Genomic DNA, 22,665 nt, shown 5'->3' on the forward strand with positions numbered 1-22,665 from the left:
TTCACCACCGATGTAGTTGCCGTAGCGCGGCTTGAGGGTGACGACGGCGCCTGCTGTACCCGGTTTCGCGTAAATCATAGTGCGGTCCTCTCTTATTGTTGGCCGGCCGTGAACGGTCGGGACGGGCGGTATCGGGACTAGCTGCAGATATCTGCCCCATAACGCGCTGCCCGGGTGGGCAGCGCTGTCGCACGCCCTAGGGGCTGCCCCAGGGCGCGTATTTCAGGCACTTTGTGGGGTTTCTCCGCGAGCCAGGCGGGCGTTGATATCGTCGATCACGGCTGGCAGCTCGGCAATGGTGTCAATCAGGTAGTGCGGGCGCGAGCCTTCGAACATCTGGCCGATACGCTTGCGCTCCTGCTCCAGTTTGTCCTGCGGCAGCGCCTTGTATTGGTCAAAGGTCAGGCCGAGGGCGTTGCCGGAGCAGGTCAGCGCCACGGTCCACATGCCGGCGCTGCGACCTTCGAGGATGCCTGGCCAGGTGTCGTCGACCTTCACGCAGGCGGCCACATCGCTGATGCCGAGGGCGATCACGTTGGCCAGCGATTGCGCCGGGTAGGGGCGGCCATTGGGCACTTCGTCGGTGGCGACGACGTGGTCCGGGACATAGCCGTTGTCGCGCGCCAGGTCGACCACCTTGGCCATCACCACGGCCGGGTAGCCGGAGCAGGTGCCGATCTTCAGGCCTTTGTCACGTAAGGTGGCAATGGCCTCGAGTGCACCGGGAATGAGCGCCGAGTGGTCGGCGATCTTCTCGATTTGCAGCGGCATGAAGCGCTCGTAGATAGCGGTTACGTCATCGTCGGTCGGCGGATGACCAAACGCGGCACGGTAACGCTCGGCAATTTCCGGGACGTTGCACAGAGTGCGAATATGATCCCACTTGCCCATGCCCATTGGGCCGCGAGCTTCATCCAGGCTGACCTGGACGCCGAACTCGGCAAAGGCTTCGACGAAGATCTGCGTAGGAGCAAAGGAGCCAAAGTCGACGACGGTGCCGGCCCAGTCGAGGATGACGGCTTGCAGGTGGGTAGGTTGCTGGTAGTTCATGGTGTTTCTCCGTTTCGAGGGCGATGAGGTGCTAACCGTCCTATGGGGCGGCTGTGGGTTAACGATGCAGTCATGTTGTTGGAGGTGGGCCGTTGGCTAACAGCTCGGCGATCATTGGCCGGTTCTTGCGGATGGCCAGGCAGCACAGGTGATAGTCGATGTGGAACGGGTGGTCGACGAAGGTAACCGGCCTGGTTCCAGGTGTTTCGGCGTACTCGACTGCAGAGACAAAACCGATACCGATGCCTTGGGCGATGGCGTGGACGATGGCTTCGCGGCTGTTGAGCTGCATCACGCAGTCGAGTTCAATGTCGAGTTGTTGAGCTCCATCCTCGACCAACTGCCGGGTGCGTGATGCACGCTCGCGCAGAACCAGTCGCTCGCCGCGAAGCTGTTCGACACGTACCTGCTCCTGAGTGGCCCAGGGATGGTCGTCGCGCACCACGGCGATGATCGGATAGCGGCGATACAGGCGGGTGTGCAGGCGTTGATCCAGTCCGGATAGTGCCAGAATGGCCACGTCGATATCGAAGTTGTACAGCCGCTCCAGGGTGTCGACTTCGGAGGAGAACGAGGTCTCCAGTTCGACGTCCGGGTACTGTTGCATCAACTCGTAGGTCAGGTTCATGGCGATAGGTGGTGAAACGGCCCCCAGGCGCAGCATCCCTGCCTTGCGCTGGCGGAAGCTTTGTAACAGTTGCACGGCTTCGTCTTCCTGGCCGAACAGGCCCTGAGTGATCGCGTACAGCTGATGCCCGGCGTCACTCATCTCGATGTAGCGACCGCGGCGGTGGAACAGCTCGACGGAGAACATGTTCTCAAGCGCGCTAACCTGCTCGCTGACGGTCGGCTGGCCGACGCTCAGGTACTCGGCAGCCTGAGTGAAGCTGCCGGTACGCGCGACCGCGTGAAAGGAGCGAAGCCATTTGTGGTACTGGTACATAGTGTTTCTCGATCTTGATTCTGGGCCGTTTCAGCCTAGGTCAACGACGCACGAACAGGGCGACCAGCGCACTGCATGCACAAGCCGAAGCCACGACCACGAAGATCAACGAGGTGTTGCCGGTGCTGTCGAGCATGCTGCCGATCAGCGGCTCTGCCAGACCGGCGAACAGGTAGGACGAGAAGTTCATCACCCCGGTTGCCGTACCCGCTCGTTTGGCGCCCACGAGGTCCGGACACAGTGCCCAGAAGCTCGACGCCGGGCCGTAGACGAAGAAGCCGCAAAGAAACAGGGCGATAAGGCCGATGGCGCTGTGTGCTGGCAGGCTCCACATCCACAGGCTGGTGGCGGCGCCGAGAATCATGTACAGCATGATCGCCTTGTAGCGCTTGGAGCCGAACAGCTTGTCGGACACCCAGCCATTGCTCAGGGCGCCGACCGCCATACCAACGGGCAAGGCGATGGTGATCCACTTCGGATCGATCCAGGCGTCAGCGCCGCCACTTTTCCAGTCGGCACCTAGGAAGTGCACCGGTACCCAGACTATCAGGCCGTAGCGCGCCGCATTCTGGAAGCCCAGTGAGACCGCAGCAATGATCAGGCGGAAGTTCTTCAGTACGGCCTTGTAGCGCTGGGCCGAGGTTTCTACTTCACCGGAGGCCGCTTCCTGACCCTTGTCCTCAGCATTGGCCACGCCCGTGTCGGCCAGCGGCTCGAAGCCGAGGTCCTGCGGGCGCTCCCGAGCGACAAAGAAGAACATGATTCCACCCGCGAGCATCAGCAGTACCGGCAGACGGAAAATCCAGCGCCATTCGAGCTGCAGGACCTCGAGGACTACCACCGAGGTGACGTAGGAGAGGATCGACGCGCAGCCGGCAGCGAAGACATAGAAGCCGTACACCTTGCCGCGTTCGTGCACGCCCCACCAGTTGGACAGCACGCGACTGCCAGGTGCCCAGCCCAGCGCTTGCAAATAGCCGTTGAGGCCCCAGGGCAGGATCAGGCTGAAGAAACCGGTGGCGAAGCTGGTAACCCAGTTGGCGCCACAGGACAACACTGCGCCCAGGCTCATGATGCGTCGGCCCCCGAACTTGTCAGCGAGGTTGCCGTTGATGGCCTGGCCGATTGCGTAACACCACAGCATGGCGGCGGAGATCCAACCGAGGGTTTCCTTGCTCAGGCCGAACTCGGCCTGCATGCCCGGAATGGCGAAACCGAAAGTTTGCCGGCCGGTGTAGAAGAACAGGTAACAGAACATCGCCGCCAATAGCATGCGCCATTGGGCGAAACGAAAAGACGGTGTAGCAGGTAAAGCAATACCAGACAGGGATTGGGAACGGCTCATGATCTTTTCCTTCTTGTTACGCTCCCTCCGGACACTTAGCCGGAAGGACGGCACTCTTTTCTGGTGCTACAGGAAACAGGCGTCCGCAAGTGGGCGCCCAGCATTGGAAGCGGCTTTCAGACGGCTTGCGAACCGATGAAGTTCTTGCCGCGAGCACCCTGCATGGCGTAGAGGATCATCTCCTGTGCCTCACTCTCCGTCACCCCGTAATCCGTGAACTCGGTCTTGACGTCGAGGCTATGCAGGAACTCCCGCAGGCGCTTCTGGGCCAGGCCCAGATCGGTACCGAAGACTCGTTGCAGCGTCTGATCCCGCGTGGCATCGCGTCCCCAGGCCAGGCCCAGTACATAGGGCAGGGTGAAGGAACAGGCGATGCCGTGGGGCAGGCCGTGGCGCAGGGTCATCTCATAGGAGATGGAGTGCGCCAGTGCGGTCTTGGTGTTGGAAAAGGCCATCCCCGCCTTCAATGCGGCCAATGCCATGCGCGAGCGAAGGTCACGGCTCGACAGGTCCTGGCGCAGTCGGGGTAGGCATTCGAGGATGTCCTCGATGGCAGAGATGGCGAAAGTGTCGGAAATCGGGTTGGCGTTGACGTTCCAGATCGCTTCCAGTGCGTGCGACAGGGCGTCCAGGCCGGTAGACACGGTGACGCCGGCCGGTACCGTCAGCATCAGCTCCGGGTCGACGATGGCGGCAGTCGGCCAGGTGCAGGACAGGTGTAAGGAGTACTTCTTCTGCTGGGCGGCATCCCAGATGGTCGCCCAGGGCGTCACTTCGCTGCCGGTGCCGGCGGTGGTCGGTACGGCGATCAGCGACTTGCAGCGCGGCGGGGTGAACTGTTTGCCGCTGGCCAGCAGGCTCAGCAACTCTCTGAAACTGCCGGAGGTGGTGCCGACCATCAGCGCCTTGGCGGTGTCGATGGCGCTGCCGCCGCCGACCGCGAGCACGGTCTCGCAGCCTGCTGCCTGCTGCCAGAAGCGCTCATAGGTCGTGCATAGCTGGGCGACATCGGGGTTGGGTTGCACATCTTCGACGATATGCACCAGGCGATCGCCCAACAGAGCCTGGATCTTGTCGACCAGGCCCAGGCCACGGGCTTCGGGGAAGATCACCAAGGCCACGGTCTGGCCTTCGGTAAGGGTGGTGATCTGGCTCAGGCTGCCGCCGCCAAAATAGGTAGCGACCGGGTTATGGAACTGGGCAGGCATGGCACTTCCTTTATTGTTGTTTGAACGTGGGGCCATAGTCTCTGCCACCATAGCGACGCTCAAATCGATTGATTCAAGGTATGGATCGGCGGGGCCGATAGATGAGGGCGCAGCGATATCGTGGGTCACCGTTCGGGTACTCCAGAAATTCGGGGATGCCTGAGGCGGTAGCCGGTACAGAGCCTCGGCTGGCCTCAGCTAAGGGAAAAGCTTGTATCGGCGGCGGGCTCAGTGCCTGCCGCCTTGCTGGATACTGCTGCGCAAGCGGCTGGACAGCATGTCGGCGGCTATCACCATCAGGGTAATGACGATGATGCAGGTGGCGGTTTCCTGGTACTTGAACAGCTTCAGGCTGCTGACCAGTTCGAAGCCCAGACCGCCGGCGCCGACCATTCCCAATACGGTGGCCGAGCGCAGGTTGACCTCGAAGCGGTAGAGGATCACCGCGATCCAGGCAGTGATCACCTGCGGCAGCACGCCGAACACGATCACTTGCAACGGTCTGGCGCCGGTAGCGCGCAGCGCCTCGATCGGCCCCTGATCGATCTCCTCGATACTCTCGGCGAAGAACTTGCCCAGCATGCCGACACCATGTACTGCGAGCGCCAGTACGCCAGGGAACGGGCCAAGGCCGACGGCGGAGACGAAAATCAGCGCCAGGATCAGTTCGTTGATGCTGCGGATCACGTTCAGCGTCTGCCGGGTGCCCTGGTAGAGCCAGCGATTGCTGTGCAGGTTGCGTGCGGCGAGAAAGGCCAGTGGCACGGCGAAAATGATGCCCAGCAGGGTGCCCCAGATGGCAATCTGGATAGTCTCCAGCGCTGGAGCAACCAGCCTGGAAAGGATGTCCAGGTCCGGAGGCACCGAACGTGAGAGGAAGTCACCGATCTGCGGCAAGCCGGCGGCCAGCTCACCCCAGCTCAGCTGTGCGCCGCCAGCGCTCCAGTGGAGCATGGTGATCAGGGCCAAGATCAGAGCGGAGCTGGCGAGCCAGCCGCGCAGGTTTTCGGGCGTATTCACCATCCAGCGATAGTTGTGTGCACGCATGTCAGCCTCCCAGACCATTGGCGTAGTGTGGATGTGGTACACAGGCTTCAGACGCCGCGTCGGGACACTCTTCGGGGGCGGGGTAGATACGCTGCAAGACTGGTTCGTCCAGACCATCGGCACTGCCGTCGTAGACCAGACGGCCGTGAGCCAGACCGATGATTCGATCGCCAAACTCACGGGCCAAGTCCACCTGATGGAGGTTACATACCACCGTGATGCCCAACTCGCGGCTGGCATCACGCAGGTACTGCATGACCAGGCGTGCGGTCTTCGGGTCGAGACTGGCCACGGGCTCGTCGGCGAGAATTACTCTGGGTTGTTGAGCAAGTGCGCGGGCAATGCCCACACGCTGCATCTGCCCGCCCGACAGGGAGTCCGTACGGGCACCGGCCTTGTGTAGCAGATCTACTCGGCGCAGGCACTCGCGTGCTAGTTCGACATCGTGGTTGCTGAACAGCTGAAGCACAGAGGTCAAGGTCGAGACAGACCCCAGTCGCCCGCTGAGCACGTTCTTCAGTACCGAGAGGCGCCGAACCACATTGTGGTGCTGGAAGATCATAGCGACCTGTCTATGCAGATCGCGTTCGTCACGTACCTGCATCGCATCGATACCTGCCACCTCTAGTTCGCCTCCATCGGCTTGGGCCAGGCGATTCATGCAGCGCAGCAAGGTGGACTTGCCTGCACCGGACTGGCCGAGCACGACAACGAACTCGCCAGCGCCGACATGCAGGTCGATACCGCAGAGGACGGGGTTGTCACCGTAGTGCTTGGTGAGTTGGCGGACCTTGATCATTTCATCTTGCTCAGGTCGAGATCGAGCACCTTGGCGGTGTCACGTACCACGTTGTAGGCGTTGTCGGTGGTTGGCTGGAAGCCGTCGAGCATTCCCTGATCACCCCAGGGCACGTTTTTGACGTTGGCCAGGGCAGTGACCAGTTTCTGCTTCAATGCCGGATCTAGATCCTTGCGCCAGACCATTGGTGACTCAGGGATGTCGTTCGAGCTCCAGACAATCTTCAGGTCGTCCTGCTTGACCTGCCCCGAGCTGATGGCGGAGTTGAGAATGCGGTCTGCCACGGCGGCGGCGTCGACCTTGCGGTTGATCACGGCCAGAATGCTGGCGTCATGCGAGCCGGAGAAGATCACGCGGGAGAACAGCTTGTCCGGGGCGTATCCAGCCTGCTCGATACCAGCCTTGGGAAACAGATGACCGGAGGTGGAGCTGGGATCGACGAAGGCAAAGGTGTGGCCGTTGAGGTCGGCCAGCGAATGGATGCCGCTGTCGGCACGGGCCACGATCAGGCTGCGGTAGGCACTCTTGCCAGTCTTCTTGGTGACCGCAACTGCAAAGGCCTCTGCATCGGCGATCTGGTTTGCCAGCACATAGGAGAATGGACCCAGATAGGCGACATCCAGTTTCTTTGAACGCAGTGCTTCGATCACGCCGTTGTAGTCGGTGGCCACGAACGGTTTGACGGGCATGCCCAACTGCGACTGCAACTGATCGAGCACGAGCTGACTGCTCTCGATCATCGACTGGGAGTCCTCGGACGGAATCAGGCCGATGCTGAGAGCCGTCTCGGCCTGCAGGTGGGGACTGGCAAACAGCGGCAGAGACACGCTGGCGACACATAACAGTTGGCGAAGAGTCTTCATGGCATTCCCGGTTTCGTTGGTTGGAATGCCGCTTAAGCTAGGCCTGTAATGTGACGGTCACACTATCGATTCAATATGGCCTTCGACTGAAAAGTATTGAGTAATTCTATAGATGGCCAACAGCAAGCTTCGCGCCTTTCTCGCCGTCGCTCGGCATGGCAGTTTCAGTGCGGGGGCACGTTCCCTCGGGCTCAGTCAGCCGACCGTCACCACCCAGGTACAAGCCCTGGAGCGGCAGCACAACCTTGAACTCTTCCACCGCCGTGGTCGCCGCGCCGAACTCTCCAGCGTGGGGCGCCAGCTACTGCCCATCGCCCAGCAGTTGCTGGCTCTGGAAAGTGAAGCCGATGGTCTGTTGCGCGATTGTGGAACGCTGGTACGTGGCCAGTTGCGCCTCGGGGCCGTTGGGCCATTTCATGTCATCGAGATGGTCGACACCTTCAGTCGCAGCTACCCACAGATCGACTTGTCGATCCGTGTCGGTAACTCCGCCTCAGTGCTGGCCGATCTGGACAATTATGTAATCGATGTCGGTGTGCTGGCTGGCTTGCATGACGACCATGCTTACCACGCAACGCTCTATGCCAGGCACCCGGTGATCGTCTTTGCCCGCCACGACCATCCCTTGGCAGATCGTGAGTGCATTCCGATTCAGGCCCTGCAGGGCCAACGGATGCTGCGTAGAGAGCAGGGTTCTACAACGCGACTGGCCTTCGAGAAAGTCATCGCAGAGCATGACGTGACCCCGCGCATGGTGATGACGATCGGTAGCCGCGAAGCCCTGCGCGAAGCAGTTGTTCGAGGTATTGGCCTGGGTGTGGTATCAGAGGCAGAGTTTATTCCTGGAGAGGAATTACGGGCTATACGCATCGAGGGCGATCCGGTTTACACCGAGACTTACCTCTATTGTCTAGCCGAGCGCCGCAGCAGTCAGTTGGTGGACGCTTTCCTGACCTGTGCTGATGAAGCTCGGCAACGGCGTAGAGGGGCAGCAAGCTACTAGAGGTCCCGGGGCTGTCCCGCGAGTCCGGCGCGATCATTGATGTTTGCGGTGATCGTTGGCATGCAGGTCGTCAGGTCGTCAGGTCGTCAGGTCGTCCTTGGCCTCGGCAGCCATCAACTTCGTTTAACGCTTCGACGCATCTTCGACACTAAAAGAAAACCCCTGGCTTTCTCTAGGAAAATCAGGGGTTTATTTGGTGGAGCCGGGGGGATTTGAACCCCCGTCCGCCAGCTCTCCGCTATCGGTTCTACATGCTTAGCCATCTCTACTGAGTTAACTCCGCGCCGCCCGAGTGGCAGGGTGCTTGGAGCGAGCTGCATGAGTTTTAGCCGTTACGTCTGCAGCGAACTTGGCGGCGATCCTGTTCTATATGACTGACCAGATCTTCGGGTTTACAGGCATCCCCTAGGGTCAGCTGGCGCCCTTAGGCGGCCAGGGCGTAGTTGTCGTCGTTGGCAACTATCAAATTGTGGCAGCGGATTTACGAGAACTGTCACCTACTCGGCATGCCCCTCAAGTTTCGCTACCGGCGTCGAATCCTAATCGGCCCCAAAACCTTCGTGGTTACATCTACGACGCGGAGTGTACGGTAAAGGTTCCTCGGCGTCGACTGCGGATTCCATCTCAGGACGCTATGATGGCCTCCCGCATCCGCCTGCCTGCCCATGGAAAGGAGCCGCAATGCCGAGTTCTAGCCGCCACCCTCTGCGTCAGTGGATCTGGCGAGCGTTCGTGCAAAGCGCGCTGATCCCGCTGATTCTGGTGGAGTCGGTGCTGATTGCGGTGTACCTGCTGAGCAATCAGGCCATTCGTGATGCGCAGATCAGCCACCTGCAGGAAACGGCGGTCAAGGACCTGGCCAGCGCCGCGTTGCGCGAAGGGCAGATCATCGATGGTCGCCTGCGCTCCATCGAGTCGCTGCTGCAGGTCTATCGCGATGCGACGCATGATGCGCTGCTCGATAGCCGTTTCCAGGCCGATGACCTCGAACGGGCGCGCCATGCGCTGACCGACTCCGGGGTGTTCTATACCCGCAGTGACGATGGTCGGGCTGCTTCGTTCTACGCCAACAGCACGCCGTTGGCGCAACAGGACCACGCCAAGGTCATGCGCCTGTCGCAGGTGGATCCACTGATGCGTTCGATCCGGCACGCCAACCCGCTGGTGGCGGCGCTGTATTTCAACAGCTGGGACAGCTACAACCGTATCTATCCCTGGTTCGACACGCCGGCGCAGTATCCCCACGACATGGTGATACCCGATTACAACTTCTATTACCTTGCCGACGCCAAGCACAACCCCGAGCGCAAGGTGGTATGGACCGACGTGTATCTGGACCCGGCGGGCCTGGGCTGGACGATGTCGGTCATCGCCCCGGTCTACCGCGAGAGCTTTCTCGAAGGTGTCGTAGGGCTGGATGTCACGGTCGGCCAGGTGCTGAGCGAGATCGCCGAGCTCAACGTGCCCTGGCGTGGCTATGCGATGCTGGTCAGCCATGACTACAACATCATGGCGCTCCCCGAAGCGGGTGAGCTGGACTTCGGCCTGCGCGAGCTGACCCAATACTCCTACGAGGAGGCGGTGCGTCGCGAGGTACTCAAGCCCGAGGATTTCAACCTGGCCAAGCGCGATGGCATGGCGCCGCTGCTTGAGGCGATGAGCGAGGGTCCAGGTGGCGTGCAGGAGGTCTTGCTGGGCGGGCGCAATCAGCTGGTGGCCTGGAGCGAGATTCCGCAGACCGGCTGGCGCCTGCTGCTGGTGGTGGACGAGGAGCAGGTGTTTCACGATACCAACCAGTTGTCCGAGCGTTACATGCAGATCGGCTACCTGCTGATCGCCGGGCTGCTGGCCTTCTATCTGTTGTTCTTCGCCCTGATGTGGCTGCGTTCGCGGCATCTGAGCGATCAGTTGGCCAAGCCCATCTCCGGCATCGTCGACATGGCGACCCGCCTGGGTGAGGGCAGGGAGCTGCCCGTCGCGCCGGACAGCCACATCCATGAAGTGCGGCGCCTCGCCGATGCCATGCAGCGGGCCGGCAAGCAGCTCAAGGCCAGCGAGCAGGAGCGGCTCGAAGCCCAGAGCATCCTGCAGCTGGTGCTCGACAGCACCACGGAAAGCCTCTGGGAAATCGATAGCCGGGCCCTGACCATCGAGCTCAGCGAGCGCTTCGTTCGCCGCTTCGGCCTGGGTGGCACGCACCTGACGCTGAGCGAGTTCAACCAGCGTGTGCACCCGGATGACCTCGAGCGCCTGCGTCACCTGCGCAAGCAGTTCGCCGACAATGGCGATGAGCATTTCGATGCCGAATACCGCTACCTGGACTGCCGTGGCGAATACCTCTGGCTGCTCAGCCGGGGCAAGGTCCTGGCCCGGGACGAGAGCGGTTGGCCGCTGCGCATCGCGGGTACACACGTCGATATCACCCGGCTCAAGCAGGTTCAGGAGGAGTTGCGGCATGCCAGCCTGGAGGCGCTTGCGGCCAGCCAGGCCAAGAGTCGCTTCCTGTCGAGCATGAGCCATGAGCTGCGCACGCCGCTCAACGCCATCCATGGTTTTGCCCAGCTGATCGAGATGGAGGCGCAGGACAAGGCGGATGCCCGCCTGGAGACCGACTATTCGCGGGAAATCGTCAGCGCCAGTCGCCATCTCACCTCGCTGGTCGACGACATCCTCGATCTGTCCAGTATCGAGAGCCGGCGTCAGCAGCTGCAGCTGCAGGCGATCGACATCGGTACGCTGCTCAGTGGCTGTGCCGAGCTGGTGCAGCCGGAGGTGCAGCAGAAACAGCTGCACCTGCAGGTCATGGAACCGGCGGACCCGCCCCTGTTCGTGCAGGGCGACCCGCGGCGCGTACGGCAGATTCTGCTCAACCTGCTCTCCAATGCGATCAAGTACAACAGCCCGCACGGGATGATTCGCATGGGGTACGAGGTGCGCGCCGACTGCGTGCGGCTGTGGGTCGACGACACCGGCCCGGGGTTGTCGAGCGAACAGCAGGCGCAACTGTTCCAGCCGTTCCAGCGACTGGGGCGTGAGAGCTCGAACATTCCCGGTACCGGTATCGGGCTGGTGCTTTGCCGCGAGCTGGCCACCCTGATGGATGGCGAGATCGGCCTGCGCAGCGAGCCGGGAGTCGGCAGCTGCTTCTGGCTCAACCTGCCCAGCGCGGCCAGCCCGGACGCGCTGGGCGACGAGAGCCATGAGGCCGCGCCTCAGACCGTGCAGAGTCTGGTTCAGGTGTTGTGCGTCGAAGATCACCCGGCCTGCATGCGGATTCTGCAGGCCTCGTTGCGGGAGTTCGCCGAGGTTCGCGGCGTCAGCTCCTGCAAGAGTGCGTTGGCCGTATTGCAGGAGAGCGAGCCGGCGCTGGTGCTGCTGGATATCGACCTGCCGGACGGCAGTGGCCTGGACGTGCTGGATGCCATGCGCCTGGAACCGAGGTTGCGCAACATACCGGTGATCGTGATCAGTGCGGTGGCCGATGACCGGCTGTTCGAGGATGCCCGGGCACGTGGCGCCGCGGCCTGCCTGAGCAAACCGGTGGACCTGCAGGAAGTGCGTCAGTTGGCGTTGAGCCTGCTATACAGCGGTTTCTAGCAGGCTCAAGCATCACGCCCAGGGGTGTCACTCGCTGGCGGACAGCAGGTCCAGCGCTTCGCCCAGCACCTTGACCGATTCGGCGTGATCGCCCGCCTTGTGCAGGGCTTCGCCCTCGGCGCGCAACTCCTTCACCTTGGCCAGTACCTCGGGGTCGGTCGGCGGTTCGCTTTGCAACAGGGCATCGATCTTGGCCATGTCCTGAGGGCAGTGCATGGCCCAGAGCGGCAGGCTGATCAGTGCAGCGACGAGAAACATGAGCGTGCGGCGCATGATGGCTCTCCTGGAAGGGGGCGGGAATCTCAGTATAGGAGAGCCTGGGCCAGTGGCTGATTGTCGACAGCAACGTGGTCAGCGTCGCAGCACCTGTACTTGCACGTTGCGCTCCGACTTGCAGCAGCGGATATCGATATCCAGGAAGCGCTGGATGACCTCGATGTTGCTGCTCAGGTGTTCGCTGACGTGTGGCGTGGTGAAACTGCCGGCACCTGCCATGGCCAGTGGCAGCAACAACTGGTCGGCCAGGTGCTCCTCGACGGCGGCGCCGCTGCCGAGCCAGGTGCGCGCCTGTTCGATGGCCTGGTCGGCTACCTGTTCGGCGCGCACGCTGGTCTGTCCGACGCTGCTGAACACGGCGGTGACATCACTGCAGGTGACCTCCAGCAGCAGTATGTTGCCGGGGCCGATGTCTCGCTCCAGCCACACCCCCTTGAGGTCTTCGGCCGGCCATTTCAGGCGCTTGCCGACCCTCGCCAGTTCGCGCTCGGCCACATGTCCCGGCACGTCGGCCAGCAGTGCCCGTGCCTGCTGGCCGAGGCGTTCGCCGGGGCCGCTCAGGTGCAGCGGTTGCAGGGTGCCAGGGGTGATCTGCAGGGCCAGTTCACCGCCGCCGGCCGGCACGAAGCCATGGCGCAGCAGCTGCAGTTCGACCTGTGCGCCCATGCGCTGCAGTAGTGGCAGCCAGCTGTGCGCGAGAAATTCGAAAGGCGGTGCCAGCGGGTTGTGCGTGCCGCCGCTGAGGTGGATGCGGCTCGGCGCGTCGGCCTGCAGCAGGGCGGGCAGCAGCGTCTGCAGCACCAGGCTGCAGCTGCCGGCGGTGCCGATGGCGAAGCGGTAATCGCCGCCGCGAATCGGCCCCGGTACGAAGCTCAGGCTCTGCGAGCCAAGTTCGACACCGCAGGTGTTGGCCGAGCAGATCTGCGCGGCGGCATTCACTGCGGTCAGATGCTGGCGCAGCAAGCCCGGCCGGCTGCGCTTGGCGCGGATGTTGTGGATACGAAACGGCTGGCCGGTGAGCATCGACAGGCTCAGCGCGCTGCGCAGAATCTGGCCGCCACCGATGGCGCCGTCCAGTTCGAGGAAATCCGTGTTCATGTTGTGTCCTTGTGTTCGCTGATCATGCCCTTGTAGCGCGAGGGCATGATCATTCAGGCGTATCGCTCGACCGTCTCACGCAGGTAGGTATCGAGCACGCTATCGTCCGCTCGGGTGCGTGGCAGGCTCGCTACCGTCTGCTCCAGCTGCGCTTCGATAAACGCATGCAGGGCCGGGCGACGTGGGCCGTAGGCCGACTCGTCAGCACTGCGCTTGAGCGCCAGCAGCTCGTCGACTTCCGCCAGCAGGACGCGGTCGTCCACCGTCTGCAGCAGGTCGGCGAAGGTCATCGGCGGGCGGCCGCGGCCCTGGTCGATCCAGCGTACGGCAAGCAGCGGGCGCAGCACGTAGAAGTACTTCTTGAAGCGCACCGTCTCGTCCTGCAGGTAGCCGCGAAAATTCTTCCTGGCCATCGACAGGTAGTGATGACGCGCCGCCGGCGGGCTGTAGAACAGCTCGGCGAGTTCGCGTAGGCGCGCCGTGGCGTCGTCCTCCTGGCGATACACCAGCGGTGAGTCGAGCCATTCCAGCAGCGTCGGGTTGGATTTGCGCAGCAGGCCGAGGGTCTTGCGCAGCTCCCAGCCGCTGACGTCCAACTCGTCGTCCAGCGGCCGCTCGATCACGTCACGCGGTGTGTCGACCTGGATGAACCAGTCCGGTTTTTCCACGTAGACGAAGCGTACGTCGTAGTCGCTGTCGGGCGAGGCGAAGCCCCAGGCACGGCTGCCCGACTCGCAGGCATACAGCACCTTGACGTTGTGCTCGCGTTCTATGCGCTCAAGTTCTTCCAGCACCCGTGCGCGCATGGCGTCGCTGAGCGGATGGCGTTGTTGCAGGTTCATTTCTTTCATCCTTCTGTCCTTCATGCCAGGCGTGCGTAGCAACCTGGCGGCAGCTGGCCGTGCTGTTCCAGTGTTTGCAGTCGCTCCAGCAGTTGCATGCGTTCGTCTCGGCCTGTGCTCGGGTCGACCATCAGCCCTTGCCGCTGGCACCACTGGGCGATCTGCTCCAGCCAGTGCTGGTCAGCCTCGCGGCTGTCCAGGCGGCGCAGCAGGTAAGCCAGTTGCTGCCAGCGCGGGCGCAGGTGCATCAGTGCACTGTGGCGCGCGGGCGACAGCTGCTGGCGGTCGAGGCGGGCATCCAGTGCCTCGGCCATCGCTGACCAGGGCTGCTGGCTGAGCCTGCGCACGGCCATGGCGAAGACCTTGTCTGCCGGGTCATCGAGAGCGGCCAGTTGCTCGTTCAACTGTGTGTCACCGAGGGCGCTGACGGCGGCCAGGCGCACGCTGCTTTGCGGGGCGCGCAGAGCGGCTTGCAGCCAGTCGTCCGCCAGGCGCGTATCCAGGTCGGCGGCCAGGCCGAGGACCATGAGCCACTCGCGCTTGCTCTCTGGCAGCGCTTGTTGCAGGCGGCCGCTCAGTACCTGGCGGGCGTCCAGTTGCCAGCGCGGCGCCGCCCAGAGCGCCAGGTTGCGCATGGCGGGTGAGGCATCGAGCAGTGCACGACGCAGCAGTTCGCGTGGGTCGTCGAGGCGCTGCAGCAGGGCATGCATGGCCTTTACCCGTACGCTGGCGCCGGGTGTGTGCAGGGCTTCTTGCAGCAGCGCGATGGCCTGTTCATCCGGCAGAGCCTGGCAGGCCAGCACCGCTTGCTGGCGCACGGTCATTTCGCGGTGCGCCAGGGCTCGCTCCAGCAGCCGGGCAGGGGTGTCGCTGACTTCGAGCAGTAGCGCGAAGAGAAAACGCGCCGCCTGCCCCTGGCTGCTGGCGAAGGCGGCTTCCACCTGGCTGCGCACCGAGTCGGCCTGCAGTGCCAGGCGGGCGGCGGCCAGGGTCGGAGCATGGTCGTCACGCTGGCGCCCGGCCAGTGCCATCAGCTGGGGCAGGGCGTACAGCAACTCGGCGGCGTGCCCGCTGGTGAGGTAGCGCTGCAGCGCCGCCTTGGCCAGGGTACGTATCTGCGGTACCCAGTCGTTGAGGCGTTCGAGCAGCGCCGTCAACGCCTCGGGCGAGGGTTGCTCGCCGAGTTCGCGTACGGCGGCCTCGCGCACCAGGCCATTGCGGTGGCCGCTCAGTCTTGCCCAGTCGCTCTCTGCGTGGCCCTGGCGCAGGGCGCTCTGCGCTTCCTGCAGGCGCCAGTTCTCCCCGTAATCTGCGGCCGGGGCGCGGCTTTTCAGCCGCTCCAGCCAGTCGTTCAGGTACTTCATTTTCCTATCCTTTCACGCATACCACCTGTCGCAGGGTATGCATCACTTCCACCAGCTCGCGCTGGGCGTCCATTACCTGGTCGATGTCCTTGTAGGCCATCGGGATTTCGTCGATCACGTCGGCGTCCTTTCGGCATTCGACGTGAGCCGTGGCCTTGATCTGGTCGTCCACGGTGAACAGCTTCTTCGCCTTGGTACGGCTCATGGTTCGGCCGGCGCCGTGGCTGCAGGAGCAGAACGCTTCCTCGTTCCCCAGGCCGCGCACGATGAAGCTCTTGGCCCCCATGGAGCCGGGGATGATCCCCAGCTCACCCTTCTTCGCCGACACCGCACCTTTTCGCGTTACCAGCACCTCTTCGCCGAAGTGGCGCTCCTTCTGCACGTAGTTGTGGTGGCAGTTCACCGCTTCCAGCGCCACATCGAACGGCTTGCTGATCACGCCTCGTGCCGCCGCGATCACCGCGTGCATCATCAGTGCGCGGTTCTGCTTGGCGAAGTCCTGCGCCCAGCCCACGGCTTCCACGTAGTCGTTGAAGTGCTGGCTGCCTTCTTCGAAGTAGGCCAGGTCGCGGTGCGGCAGGTTGGCGATGTGCTGACGCATATCGGCCTGGGCTAGTTCGATGAACAGGTTACCGATGGCGTTACCTACGCCGCGTGATCCGCTGTGCAACATGAACCACACGCGGTTGGCTTCATCCAGGCAGACCTCGATGAAGTGGTTGCCGGTTCCCAGGGTTCCCAGGTGTTTGCGGTTGTTGGTCTTCTCCAGCTTCGGGTGCTTGTCGGTGATCAGCTTGAAGCGCTCGCTCAGCGCCGACCAGGCGTGGTCGGTCAGCTCCGGCACGTTCTCCCAGGCACCTTTATCGCGGGCGCCGCGCCCGGAAGTACGGCCGTGCGGCACGGCCTTCTCGATGGCGGCGCGCAGGCCGGCCAGGTTATCCGGCAGGTCGTGGGCCATCAGCGTGGTGCGCGCGGCGATCATGCCGCAACCGATATCCACACCAACGGCCGCCGGGATGATCGCGCCGACCGTGGGGATCACGCTGCCGATGGTCGAGCCCTTACCCAGGTGCACATCCGGCATCACCGCCAGGTGCTTGAAGATGAACGGCATCTTCGCCGTATTCATCAACTGCTGCTTGGCGTCCTCCTCGACCGGGACGCCTTGCGTCCACAGCTTGATCGGCTTGCCGTTGGCCACTTCCAGCAGGTTGTAAGTCTTGGTTTGCATCGTCATTCACTCGTCATTCGTGCCGGTCATCCGGCGTGTGTGCAGTGCGGCGACTAGAGGTGGTGAAACATGCGCGCCGCTCTATCCCATTGAGCTACCCGTTGCCGGGGCGGGAGTCGAACCCGCAACCTTCACGTTCTGTAGTTCCACCGGCATTCGCCGGGTCAGTCAAAAAAGTGGAGGCCGGGCCTCCGCGCAGCGACGAGATAACGGGCACATTTGCTCTACCGGCTGAGCTACGGCCTTGCGGCTGGCGGGATTCGAACCCGCGACCCAATGTAGTACCCGTGGCATTCGCTGCCGGCCCGCCGTGGCGGGCCAAAAAAGATGCGACGACAAGGTGTGGTGAAACGTTTTCGTGTTCTGCCATTGAACTACGACCCCGCAGTGATGGAGTCGACGGGATTCGAACCCGCATCTCGACCGTGGAAGGGTGTAGTTCCACCGGCATTCGTCGCAAAACTCTGAATCAGGTGGCACGACAAGATGAGTGACTGTTCCGTGTTGCCACGGGCCGGTATCGAACCCGGCATAACCAATGTACAGCCACTGGCATTCGTGCCTTCGTGCGCAGTCGACAAGGGTGTGATGAGACGTCTTGGATGTAGTCCCATCGGCATTCGAATGCGCTCGAAATCGTTGATCTGTGTGCCCGGCCGCAATGGGCCGGGCGCGTTGTCATAACTCCATCTGCTCGATGGCGTCGACCCAGTGGCCGGCGCCGAAGCGGCCGCTGGCGAACTGTGCCAGCACATCGAACACCGCGTCGCTGAAGCCGCCGACATTCAGGATGTCCTTGCGGTCCGCCGCCTGCGTGGTGCCGTAGGGCTGCAGATCGATGCAGATCAGCCGCGCTTGCGGGTTGATGTGCTTGATCCGTTCCCACTGCCGCAGGGTTTCGGTGGCACCATGGCGGCGGGCGTCGATCCAGGATTCGTTGTCGGAAACCAGAACCAGTGTGTCCACCTTGGCCTTGGCGTCAGCCAGTTGCTTGAGCGGCGCGGAGCAGCTGGTGCCGCCACCGCCCACCGCCGCCAGCATCTGCGCGTTGCTCATCACGCTGTCACGCGGGTTGAGCGCCACCTTCACCACCTTGTTCTCGAACGGCAGTACCTGAGCACGCGGTTGCTTGCGCAGGATGGCCGCCGCCACCAGCGCCGCGACATCGATGCAGCGCACCGCCGTGGTCGCGCCCTGGCGGTAGCCGGTCACGGGGCTGTGCATCGAGCCGGACACGTCCGGGCACACCACCACATGGCCGCTCAGCGCAGGCACGTTGGCCAGCGACAGCTCCAGGGCGTCCTGCAGCGCCTCGCGCACGGCCAGCGGCACACCGTCGCCGGTCATGCGGTAGGCGGCCAGCAGCTGGTACGGGTAAACCCGTGCCTTGGCCACGGCTTCGGCGTCGGCCAGGCGCTGTGCGACCCGCTCTGCGCAACCCTCGACCGCCAGTGCGCCATGGCGCAGCAGGGTGTTGAGGTTCATGCGCAGAGCCTGCCAGCCCATGCGTCCGGCCAGCTCAGCCCATTGCTCGGCGTTCAGCGTCTCGTTGCCGAGCAGCTGGAACGGCACGTCCGGCAGCTCGCTGCTGGCGCCGCTGCGGAAGGCCAGCAGGGCACGGGTCAGCGGCGGCAGGGCGGCGGCATCGGCCGGCTTGCCGATCAGCCAGGCGAAGAAGGCTTCGCGCCAGGCTTCGCTCGGCTTGGGGTGAACCATCTTCACCACGTCCGCCAGTGACGGCTGGTTGCCGATCGCCGCCTGCAGCAGCTGGCGTTCGCTGGCCGCGTTCAGCCAGTTCTGCACCAGGCGCTTGGGCTGCGAACCGAGCGATTTGCGTCCGGTCACGCCGCTGCGCAGGATCTGCACGAAGGTGCGCAGCATCTTGCCGTTGTCCACCACCTGCTCGAACAGCGCCGGCACCAGGCTCGAGCGCTGGGCGGCCAGGGCCGCCAGCAGCAGGGCCGGCATGTCTTTCATGTGGCCTTTCTTGCGGGCGTACAGTGCGGCCTTGGCCACGTAGCGGGCGTCGAGTTCGGCGACCAGCTTCAGCACTTCGGCCAGCTGCGTTTCAGCATCGGCGTAGAAGGTCTGGTTCAGGCAGCCGGTGACGGCGAGCTGAGCCAGCTTGTGCTTGGGCGTGTAGGCATAAGCCGGTGCCTGCTGCTGATTCAGGGTGTCGCTGGCCGGCAGTTGCGCGGCCCGGGTGTTGAACAGATTGAAGTTGGCCATCGTGGCGTCTCGCTGTGTTTATCCGTTGTGCCAGGACTATTGCAGCGGCTGTGCCAGGTTTTGTTGGTTGGCTGTGATTAAATTTCAACTAATTGATTTGTAAGGATTTAATTATAATTTCTTGCCCGTAAGGGAAAAGCTCTCGACAGCGTGCTCCGCAATTTTCATATCTGATGATATCGTTGTTTATCTTTTTGGATAGTTTCTGGGACGGCGGATATGAATGGCAAGCGCACGGTCGCCATCGGTTTCATCGGCGCGACCCTGGACCGGGTCGGCAAGGGCGCCAACCGCTGGAACAAGTGGCGGCCGAGCATCGGTCTGTGTCAGCAGGCCGATCTGCTGATCGATCGCCTGGAGCTGATTCACGGTACCGATGCGCGCGACCTCAGCCTGGCCGAGCGTATCCGCGCCGACATCCGGCAGATTTCCCCGGAGACCGAGGTGCGTCTGCAGCCGATGCACCTGCGCAACCCCTGGGATTTCGAGGAGGTGTATGGCGCACTGCATGACTTCACCAGCGGTTATGCCTTCGATACCGAGCACGAGGACTACCTGGTGCACATCACCACCGGTACCCACGTGGCCCAGATCTGCTGGTTCCTGCTGACCGAGGCGCGTTATCTGCCGGCGCGCCTGGTGCAGACCTCACCGGCGCGCAAGCGTGATGAGGCGGCGCAGGTCACCGGTACCCATGCACTGATCGACCTCGACCTGTCGCGCTATGACCGCATCGCCTCGCGCTTTCAGAGCAAACGCCTGGAAAGCCTGGCCTTCCTCAAGTCCGGCATCGCCACGCGCAATGACGCCTTCAACCGCAGCATCGAGCAGATCGAACGGGTCGCGTTGCGCTCATCGGCGCCGATGCTGCTGATCGGCCCGACCGGTGCCGGCAAGTCGTTCCTCGCCCGCCGCGTGTACGAACTCAAGCGCAGTCGCCATCTGGTCGAGGGACGTTTCGTCGAGGTCAACTGCGCCACCTTGCGCGGCGACGGCGCGATGTCGGCGCTGTTCGGCCATATCAAGGGCGCCTTCACCGGTGCGCAGAATGCCCGCGATGGCCTGCTGCGCGCGGCCGACGGCGGCATGCTGTTCCTCGACGAGATCGGCGAGCTGGGTCTCGACGAGCAGGCCATGCTGCTCAAGGCCATCGAGGAGAAGCGTTTCTTCCCGATGGGCTCGGACAAGGAGGTAAGCAGCGACTTTCTGCTGATCGCCGGCACTCACCGCGACCTGCGTACGCGGGTCGCCGAGGGCCTGTTCCGTGAGGACCTCTACGCCCGCATCAACCTGTGGACCTTCGAGCTGCCGGGCCTCGCCGGGCGGCGTGAGGACATCGAACCGAACATCGACTTCGAGCTGGAGCGTCATGCCCGCGAGCAGGGGCGCATGGTGCGCTTCAACCTGGAGGCCCGGCGCCGCTACCTGGCGTTTGCCAGCTCGGGCGAGGCGGCCTGGCAGGGTAATTTCCGCGAGCTGTCGGCCTCGATCACGCGCATGGCCACCCTGGCCGACAGCGGGCGTATCGACGAGGCGCAGGTCGAGGAGGAAATCACGCGGCTGCGGCGGGCCTGGGGGCTGGCCCAGCGGCAGGACGCGCTGGGCGACCTGCTCGGGGAGCAGGCTGCCGGCCTCGATCTGTTCGACCGTCTGCAGTTGCAGGCGGTGATCGAGGTGTGCCGCCAGGCCGACAGCCTGTCGGAAGCGGGCAGACGCCTGTATCAGGTATCACGCCTGGCCAAGGCGCAACCCAACGATGCCGACCGCCTGCGCAAGTACCTGGCGCGCTTCGGCCTGGATTGGCAGGCGCTGCGTCAGTAGTGATACCAGCGCAGCTCCAGCTGCACCTCGTTGACCGGGCTGGCGAGCTGGCTGAACTCACGCTGGGCGCTCAGGCGCAGGCCGAGGTTGCGCGAGACTTCCCACTGCTGGTTGAGTGACAGGCGGCGGCGCACCTCTCCGTTGTGGAAAAAGTCGCCAGCCGCCTCCAGGGTCAGGTTGCCCATGGGGTTGCGCCAGAGCAGGCCGGTGTTGAAGCCCAGCGCGGGGGCGATGACGGCGGCGAAGTCCTCGTTGTATTCCAGGCGCGCGGTGCCGAGGGCGAAGCCGAGCAGGTCGTCGTGCAGTTGCCAGCTGGCGCCTGCACCGCCACTGAGATGACCGACCAGCGGAGTATCGCCGTCTTCACCCAGCACCCGCTCCAGCCCGCCACCGACCTGCCAGGAGAGCGGTTGCAGCAAGGCGTTGCGCGGAGTCAGCGAGCGGATGTTGGCCAGGTCCAGGCGCTGCAGCTGCCAGTGGTTGTTCTCGTACTGACGCAGCTTGAGCTGGAGAATCTCGATCTGTGCGCCGAGCGGGAAACCGTCGAGGTTGTCGTTCAGGTCGTGGTAGGCCATGCGCAGGCCGTACTCGGCGAAGGCGCGATCGTCCCGGCTGCCGCCGGCCAACTGCCAGGTCCGCGATTCGTGGCCTTCCTCGGGCAGCGGTGGGCGCTCGACGTCCAGTGCCGGCGGTGGATTGCGGCTGATGGCGCCGAGCAGCTGGAAGCTGCGCTGGGCGTTGCTGCTGCGCTCTTCGTCGTTGGCGTGGTAGCGCACCAGGCGGAAGGCCGCATCCTGCATCAGGGCGCGGCGCTCGGCGGGCAGGGCGGTGAAGGCGGCGTCGTCCAGTTGCGCCGGGTCCTGGCTCAGGCGCAGTACCCAGGCCTGCTCGTCGGCGTCCAGCGGGGCGGCACGCCCCAGCAGCTCGCGTTCACGCGACGGGCGATAGTCGATGCGCTCGATCAGCCCGGCGTCCTTGACCGCGCGCACGGTGTCGGTGGGGATGGCGGTGAGCGGGAAGTGCTCGGTCAGCTCGATGCCGGGGCGGGCGATTTCCAGCAGTTCCAGCAGGCGGTAGGAGCAGTTCTCGTCGAAGAAGAAGTAGTCGAAGCGGATCTGCTTGAGTTCCCAGACGTGCTCGACCATGCGCGTGGTTTCCTCCGGCGTCAGGTTGAGCCGGTACTCCCACAGGTCACGGTTCTCCAGGCGGTTGTACTCGCTGAGTTTCTCGCGGTACGGCACCAGGGCGAACAGGCCGGGGTAACCCCCCATCAGCCCGCGCCAGGCATAGAGGATGCTGTTGTCGTTGCCTTCGATGAAGGCCCCGAAGTTCAGCGCGTAGCTGAGCAAGGCGGTGTTGTGGCTGTCGATGTCGGGCTGGTCGATGCGCAGCAGGGTATGACCGAACATCGACGACGGGCTGTTCAGGTAGGCCGCCGGGAACACCAGCACCGTGCTGTGTGGGTTCACGTCGGCGATCCACGTGCGGTACTCGGCGCAGTCCGGGGTGGGCAGGTCGTTCAGTTGCAGCTGCGCCTTGAGCCAGCGCGTACGCGCCGGGTAGACGCACTGCGGGTGGCGGTCGCCCAGCTCGGCGGGCTGGTACAGCGCCTTGACGGTCGCCTGGAGCTCGGCTGCCGGGTCGCTGGCGCCGTGTTCCGCGAGAAAGAAATCGTCGTCGTCGACGTAGCTGCGCCAGCCACCGAGTTTGCCGGTTTCGTAGTGGCCCAGGGCGATCCAGTAGGGATCGTCAGCCAGTCGTTCGAGGCTGGCGGCATGCAGGGGCAGGCTGAGACTCAGGGCGATGACGGCGAATATCCGTTTCAAGGGCACTGTTCTTCTGCTTATGAGGATGGCCGAGCTTTGGTCAGCCATGCGCTGGGTGTCAAGGCAGTCGATGAACGCATTTCGCGCAAGTGCTGATCGGCGTCAGTCTTGCGCCGTGCGCGG

At 63.5% G+C, this 22,665-nt stretch carries 18 protein-coding genes and 1 other RNA gene; 3 read left to right on the plus strand and 16 right to left on the minus strand.

The features are described 5' to 3' along the window. The 8 genes from E4487_RS24505 to phnD all read right to left on the minus strand — a co-directional run. Window positions 1–78 (minus strand): hypothetical protein (locus E4487_RS24505; protein WP_257229372.1); only part of this gene is annotated, 78 nt, incomplete at its 3' end. 144 nt (window positions 79–222) lie between these two features. Then, window positions 223–1,050 carry a phosphonoacetaldehyde hydrolase gene (phnX, locus tag E4487_RS08150; protein ID WP_134677241.1) on the minus strand — a complete coding sequence of 276 codons (828 nt, stop codon included), beginning with the start codon at window positions 1,048–1,050 and terminating at the stop codon, window positions 223–225. A 70-nt stretch (window positions 1,051–1,120) separates the two neighbouring features. Next, window positions 1,121–1,993, minus strand: a complete 873-nt coding sequence (locus E4487_RS08155; protein WP_134677243.1) for a LysR substrate-binding domain-containing protein — start codon at window positions 1,991–1,993, stop codon at window positions 1,121–1,123. A gap of 40 nt (window positions 1,994–2,033) precedes the next feature. Further along, the gene (locus E4487_RS08160) at window positions 2,034–3,338 is read right to left on the minus strand and encodes an MFS transporter (protein WP_134677245.1); all 1,305 of its coding nucleotides are present in this window, start codon (window positions 3,336–3,338) and stop codon (window positions 2,034–2,036) included. Between the two features lie 116 nt (window positions 3,339–3,454). Further along, entirely contained in the window at window positions 3,455–4,546 is a 1,092-nt protein-coding gene (psrA, locus tag E4487_RS08165; RefSeq protein WP_175253109.1) for an iron-containing alcohol dehydrogenase PsrA, read from the minus strand. Window positions 4,547–4,774: 228 nt separating this feature from the next. Beyond that, the gene (gene phnE / locus E4487_RS08170; RefSeq protein ID WP_134677249.1) at window positions 4,775–5,593 is read right to left on the minus strand and encodes a phosphonate ABC transporter, permease protein PhnE; all 819 of its coding nucleotides are present in this window, start codon (window positions 5,591–5,593) and stop codon (window positions 4,775–4,777) included. 1 nt (window position 5,594) lies between these two features. Next, window positions 5,595–6,392: a phosphonate ABC transporter ATP-binding protein gene (phnC, locus tag E4487_RS08175; protein ID WP_134677251.1), complete on the minus strand. Its 798-nt coding sequence runs from the start codon at window positions 6,390–6,392 to the stop codon at window positions 5,595–5,597. Beyond that, a complete protein-coding gene (gene phnD / locus E4487_RS08180) occupies window positions 6,389–7,255 on the minus strand; it encodes a phosphonate ABC transporter substrate-binding protein (RefSeq protein ID WP_134677253.1) in 867 nt (288 codons plus the stop codon). The genes phnC and phnD overlap by 4 nt, the downstream gene beginning before the upstream one ends. Before the next feature lie 112 nt (window positions 7,256–7,367). Here phnD and E4487_RS08185 point away from each other — a divergent pair, with 112 nt between their 5' ends. Further along, the gene (locus tag E4487_RS08185; protein WP_134677258.1) at window positions 7,368–8,258 is read left to right on the plus strand and encodes a LysR substrate-binding domain-containing protein; all 891 of its coding nucleotides are present in this window, start codon (window positions 7,368–7,370) and stop codon (window positions 8,256–8,258) included. 194 nt (window positions 8,259–8,452) lie between these two features. Here the strand turns inward: E4487_RS08185 and ssrA are convergent. Next, window positions 8,453–8,809, minus strand: a transfer-messenger RNA (tmRNA) gene (ssrA, locus tag E4487_RS08190). Window positions 8,810–8,939: 130 nt separating this feature from the next. Between ssrA and E4487_RS08195 the strand changes: the two genes are divergently transcribed. Then, the gene (locus E4487_RS08195; RefSeq protein WP_175253110.1) at window positions 8,940–11,855 is read left to right on the plus strand and encodes an ATP-binding protein; all 2,916 of its coding nucleotides are present in this window, start codon (window positions 8,940–8,942) and stop codon (window positions 11,853–11,855) included. A gap of 27 nt (window positions 11,856–11,882) precedes the next feature. On the opposite strand, the gene E4487_RS08200 is transcribed toward E4487_RS08195, so the two are convergent. From E4487_RS08200 to E4487_RS08225, 6 genes are all read right to left on the minus strand, one after another. Further along, complete coding sequence (locus E4487_RS08200; RefSeq protein ID WP_037047057.1) at window positions 11,883–12,128, minus strand: hypothetical protein; 246 nt, start codon at window positions 12,126–12,128, stop codon at window positions 11,883–11,885. Between the two features lie 78 nt (window positions 12,129–12,206). Next, window positions 12,207–13,229, minus strand: coding sequence for an RNA 3'-terminal phosphate cyclase (rtcA, locus tag E4487_RS08205; RefSeq protein WP_175253111.1), 1,023 nt, complete (start codon window positions 13,227–13,229; stop codon window positions 12,207–12,209). A gap of 53 nt (window positions 13,230–13,282) precedes the next feature. Beyond that, a complete protein-coding gene (locus E4487_RS08210) occupies window positions 13,283–14,071 on the minus strand; it encodes a nucleotidyltransferase domain-containing protein (protein ID WP_175253112.1) in 789 nt (262 codons plus the stop codon). 20 nt (window positions 14,072–14,091) lie between these two features. Further along, complete coding sequence (locus tag E4487_RS08215) at window positions 14,092–15,435, minus strand: PBS lyase (protein ID WP_175253113.1); 1,344 nt, start codon at window positions 15,433–15,435, stop codon at window positions 14,092–14,094. A gap of 4 nt (window positions 15,436–15,439) precedes the next feature. Next, a complete protein-coding gene (locus E4487_RS08220; RefSeq protein WP_134677267.1) occupies window positions 15,440–16,666 on the minus strand; it encodes an RtcB family protein in 1,227 nt (408 codons plus the stop codon). Between the two features lie 678 nt (window positions 16,667–17,344). Beyond that, window positions 17,345–18,895, minus strand: coding sequence for a TROVE domain-containing protein (locus E4487_RS08225; protein ID WP_175253114.1), 1,551 nt, complete (start codon window positions 18,893–18,895; stop codon window positions 17,345–17,347). A gap of 219 nt (window positions 18,896–19,114) precedes the next feature. Between E4487_RS08225 and rtcR the strand changes: the two genes are divergently transcribed. Next, window positions 19,115–20,716: an RNA repair transcriptional activator RtcR gene (rtcR, locus tag E4487_RS08230; RefSeq protein WP_175253115.1), complete on the plus strand. Its 1,602-nt coding sequence runs from the start codon at window positions 19,115–19,117 to the stop codon at window positions 20,714–20,716. Here the strand turns inward: rtcR and E4487_RS08235 are convergent. Beyond that, window positions 20,710–22,590 carry a DUF4105 domain-containing protein gene (locus E4487_RS08235; RefSeq protein WP_175253116.1) on the minus strand — a complete coding sequence of 627 codons (1,881 nt, stop codon included), beginning with the start codon at window positions 22,588–22,590 and terminating at the stop codon, window positions 20,710–20,712. The genes rtcR and E4487_RS08235 overlap by 7 nt on opposite strands. Between the last annotated feature and the right edge of the window lie 75 nt (window positions 22,591–22,665).

It is taken from the genome of Pseudomonas sp. BMW13, assembly GCF_013357275.1.
In the GTDB taxonomy this organism is placed as follows: Bacteria; Pseudomonadota; Gammaproteobacteria; order Pseudomonadales; family Pseudomonadaceae; genus Aquipseudomonas; species Aquipseudomonas khazarica.

Excerpts from the sequence above, each read along its gene's own strand:
- phnE (WP_134677249.1), bottom strand. The coding sequence starts at position 5,593 with ATGCGTGCACACAACTATCGCTGGATGGTGAATACGCCCGAAAACCTG.
- E4487_RS08225 (WP_175253114.1), bottom strand. The coding sequence starts at position 18,895 with ATGGCCAACTTCAATCTGTTCAACACCCGGGCCGCGCAACTGCCGGCC.
- phnC (WP_134677251.1), bottom strand. The coding sequence starts at position 6,392 with ATGATCAAGGTCCGCCAACTCACCAAGCACTACGGTGACAACCCCGTC.
- rtcR (WP_175253115.1), top strand. The coding sequence starts at position 19,115 with ATGAATGGCAAGCGCACGGTCGCCATCGGTTTCATCGGCGCGACCCTG.
- E4487_RS08220 (WP_134677267.1), bottom strand. The coding sequence starts at position 16,666 with ATGCAAACCAAGACTTACAACCTGCTGGAAGTGGCCAACGGCAAGCCG.
- E4487_RS08235 (WP_175253116.1), bottom strand. The coding sequence starts at position 22,590 with ATGGCTGACCAAAGCTCGGCCATCCTCATAAGCAGAAGAACAGTGCCC.
- phnD (WP_134677253.1), bottom strand. The coding sequence starts at position 7,255 with ATGAAGACTCTTCGCCAACTGTTATGTGTCGCCAGCGTGTCTCTGCCG.
- E4487_RS08200 (WP_037047057.1), bottom strand. The coding sequence starts at position 12,128 with ATGCGCCGCACGCTCATGTTTCTCGTCGCTGCACTGATCAGCCTGCCG.
- E4487_RS08155 (WP_134677243.1), bottom strand. The coding sequence starts at position 1,993 with ATGTACCAGTACCACAAATGGCTTCGCTCCTTTCACGCGGTCGCGCGT.
- E4487_RS08210 (WP_175253112.1), bottom strand. The coding sequence starts at position 14,071 with ATGAACCTGCAACAACGCCATCCGCTCAGCGACGCCATGCGCGCACGG.
- psrA (WP_175253109.1), bottom strand. The coding sequence starts at position 4,546 with ATGCCTGCCCAGTTCCATAACCCGGTCGCTACCTATTTTGGCGGCGGC.
- rtcA (WP_175253111.1), bottom strand. The coding sequence starts at position 13,229 with ATGAACACGGATTTCCTCGAACTGGACGGCGCCATCGGTGGCGGCCAG.
- E4487_RS08195 (WP_175253110.1), top strand. The coding sequence starts at position 8,940 with ATGCCGAGTTCTAGCCGCCACCCTCTGCGTCAGTGGATCTGGCGAGCG.
- phnX (WP_134677241.1), bottom strand. The coding sequence starts at position 1,050 with ATGAACTACCAGCAACCTACCCACCTGCAAGCCGTCATCCTCGACTGG.
- E4487_RS08185 (WP_134677258.1), top strand. The coding sequence starts at position 7,368 with ATGGCCAACAGCAAGCTTCGCGCCTTTCTCGCCGTCGCTCGGCATGGC.
- E4487_RS08160 (WP_134677245.1), bottom strand. The coding sequence starts at position 3,338 with ATGAGCCGTTCCCAATCCCTGTCTGGTATTGCTTTACCTGCTACACCG.
- E4487_RS08215 (WP_175253113.1), bottom strand. The coding sequence starts at position 15,435 with ATGAAGTACCTGAACGACTGGCTGGAGCGGCTGAAAAGCCGCGCCCCG.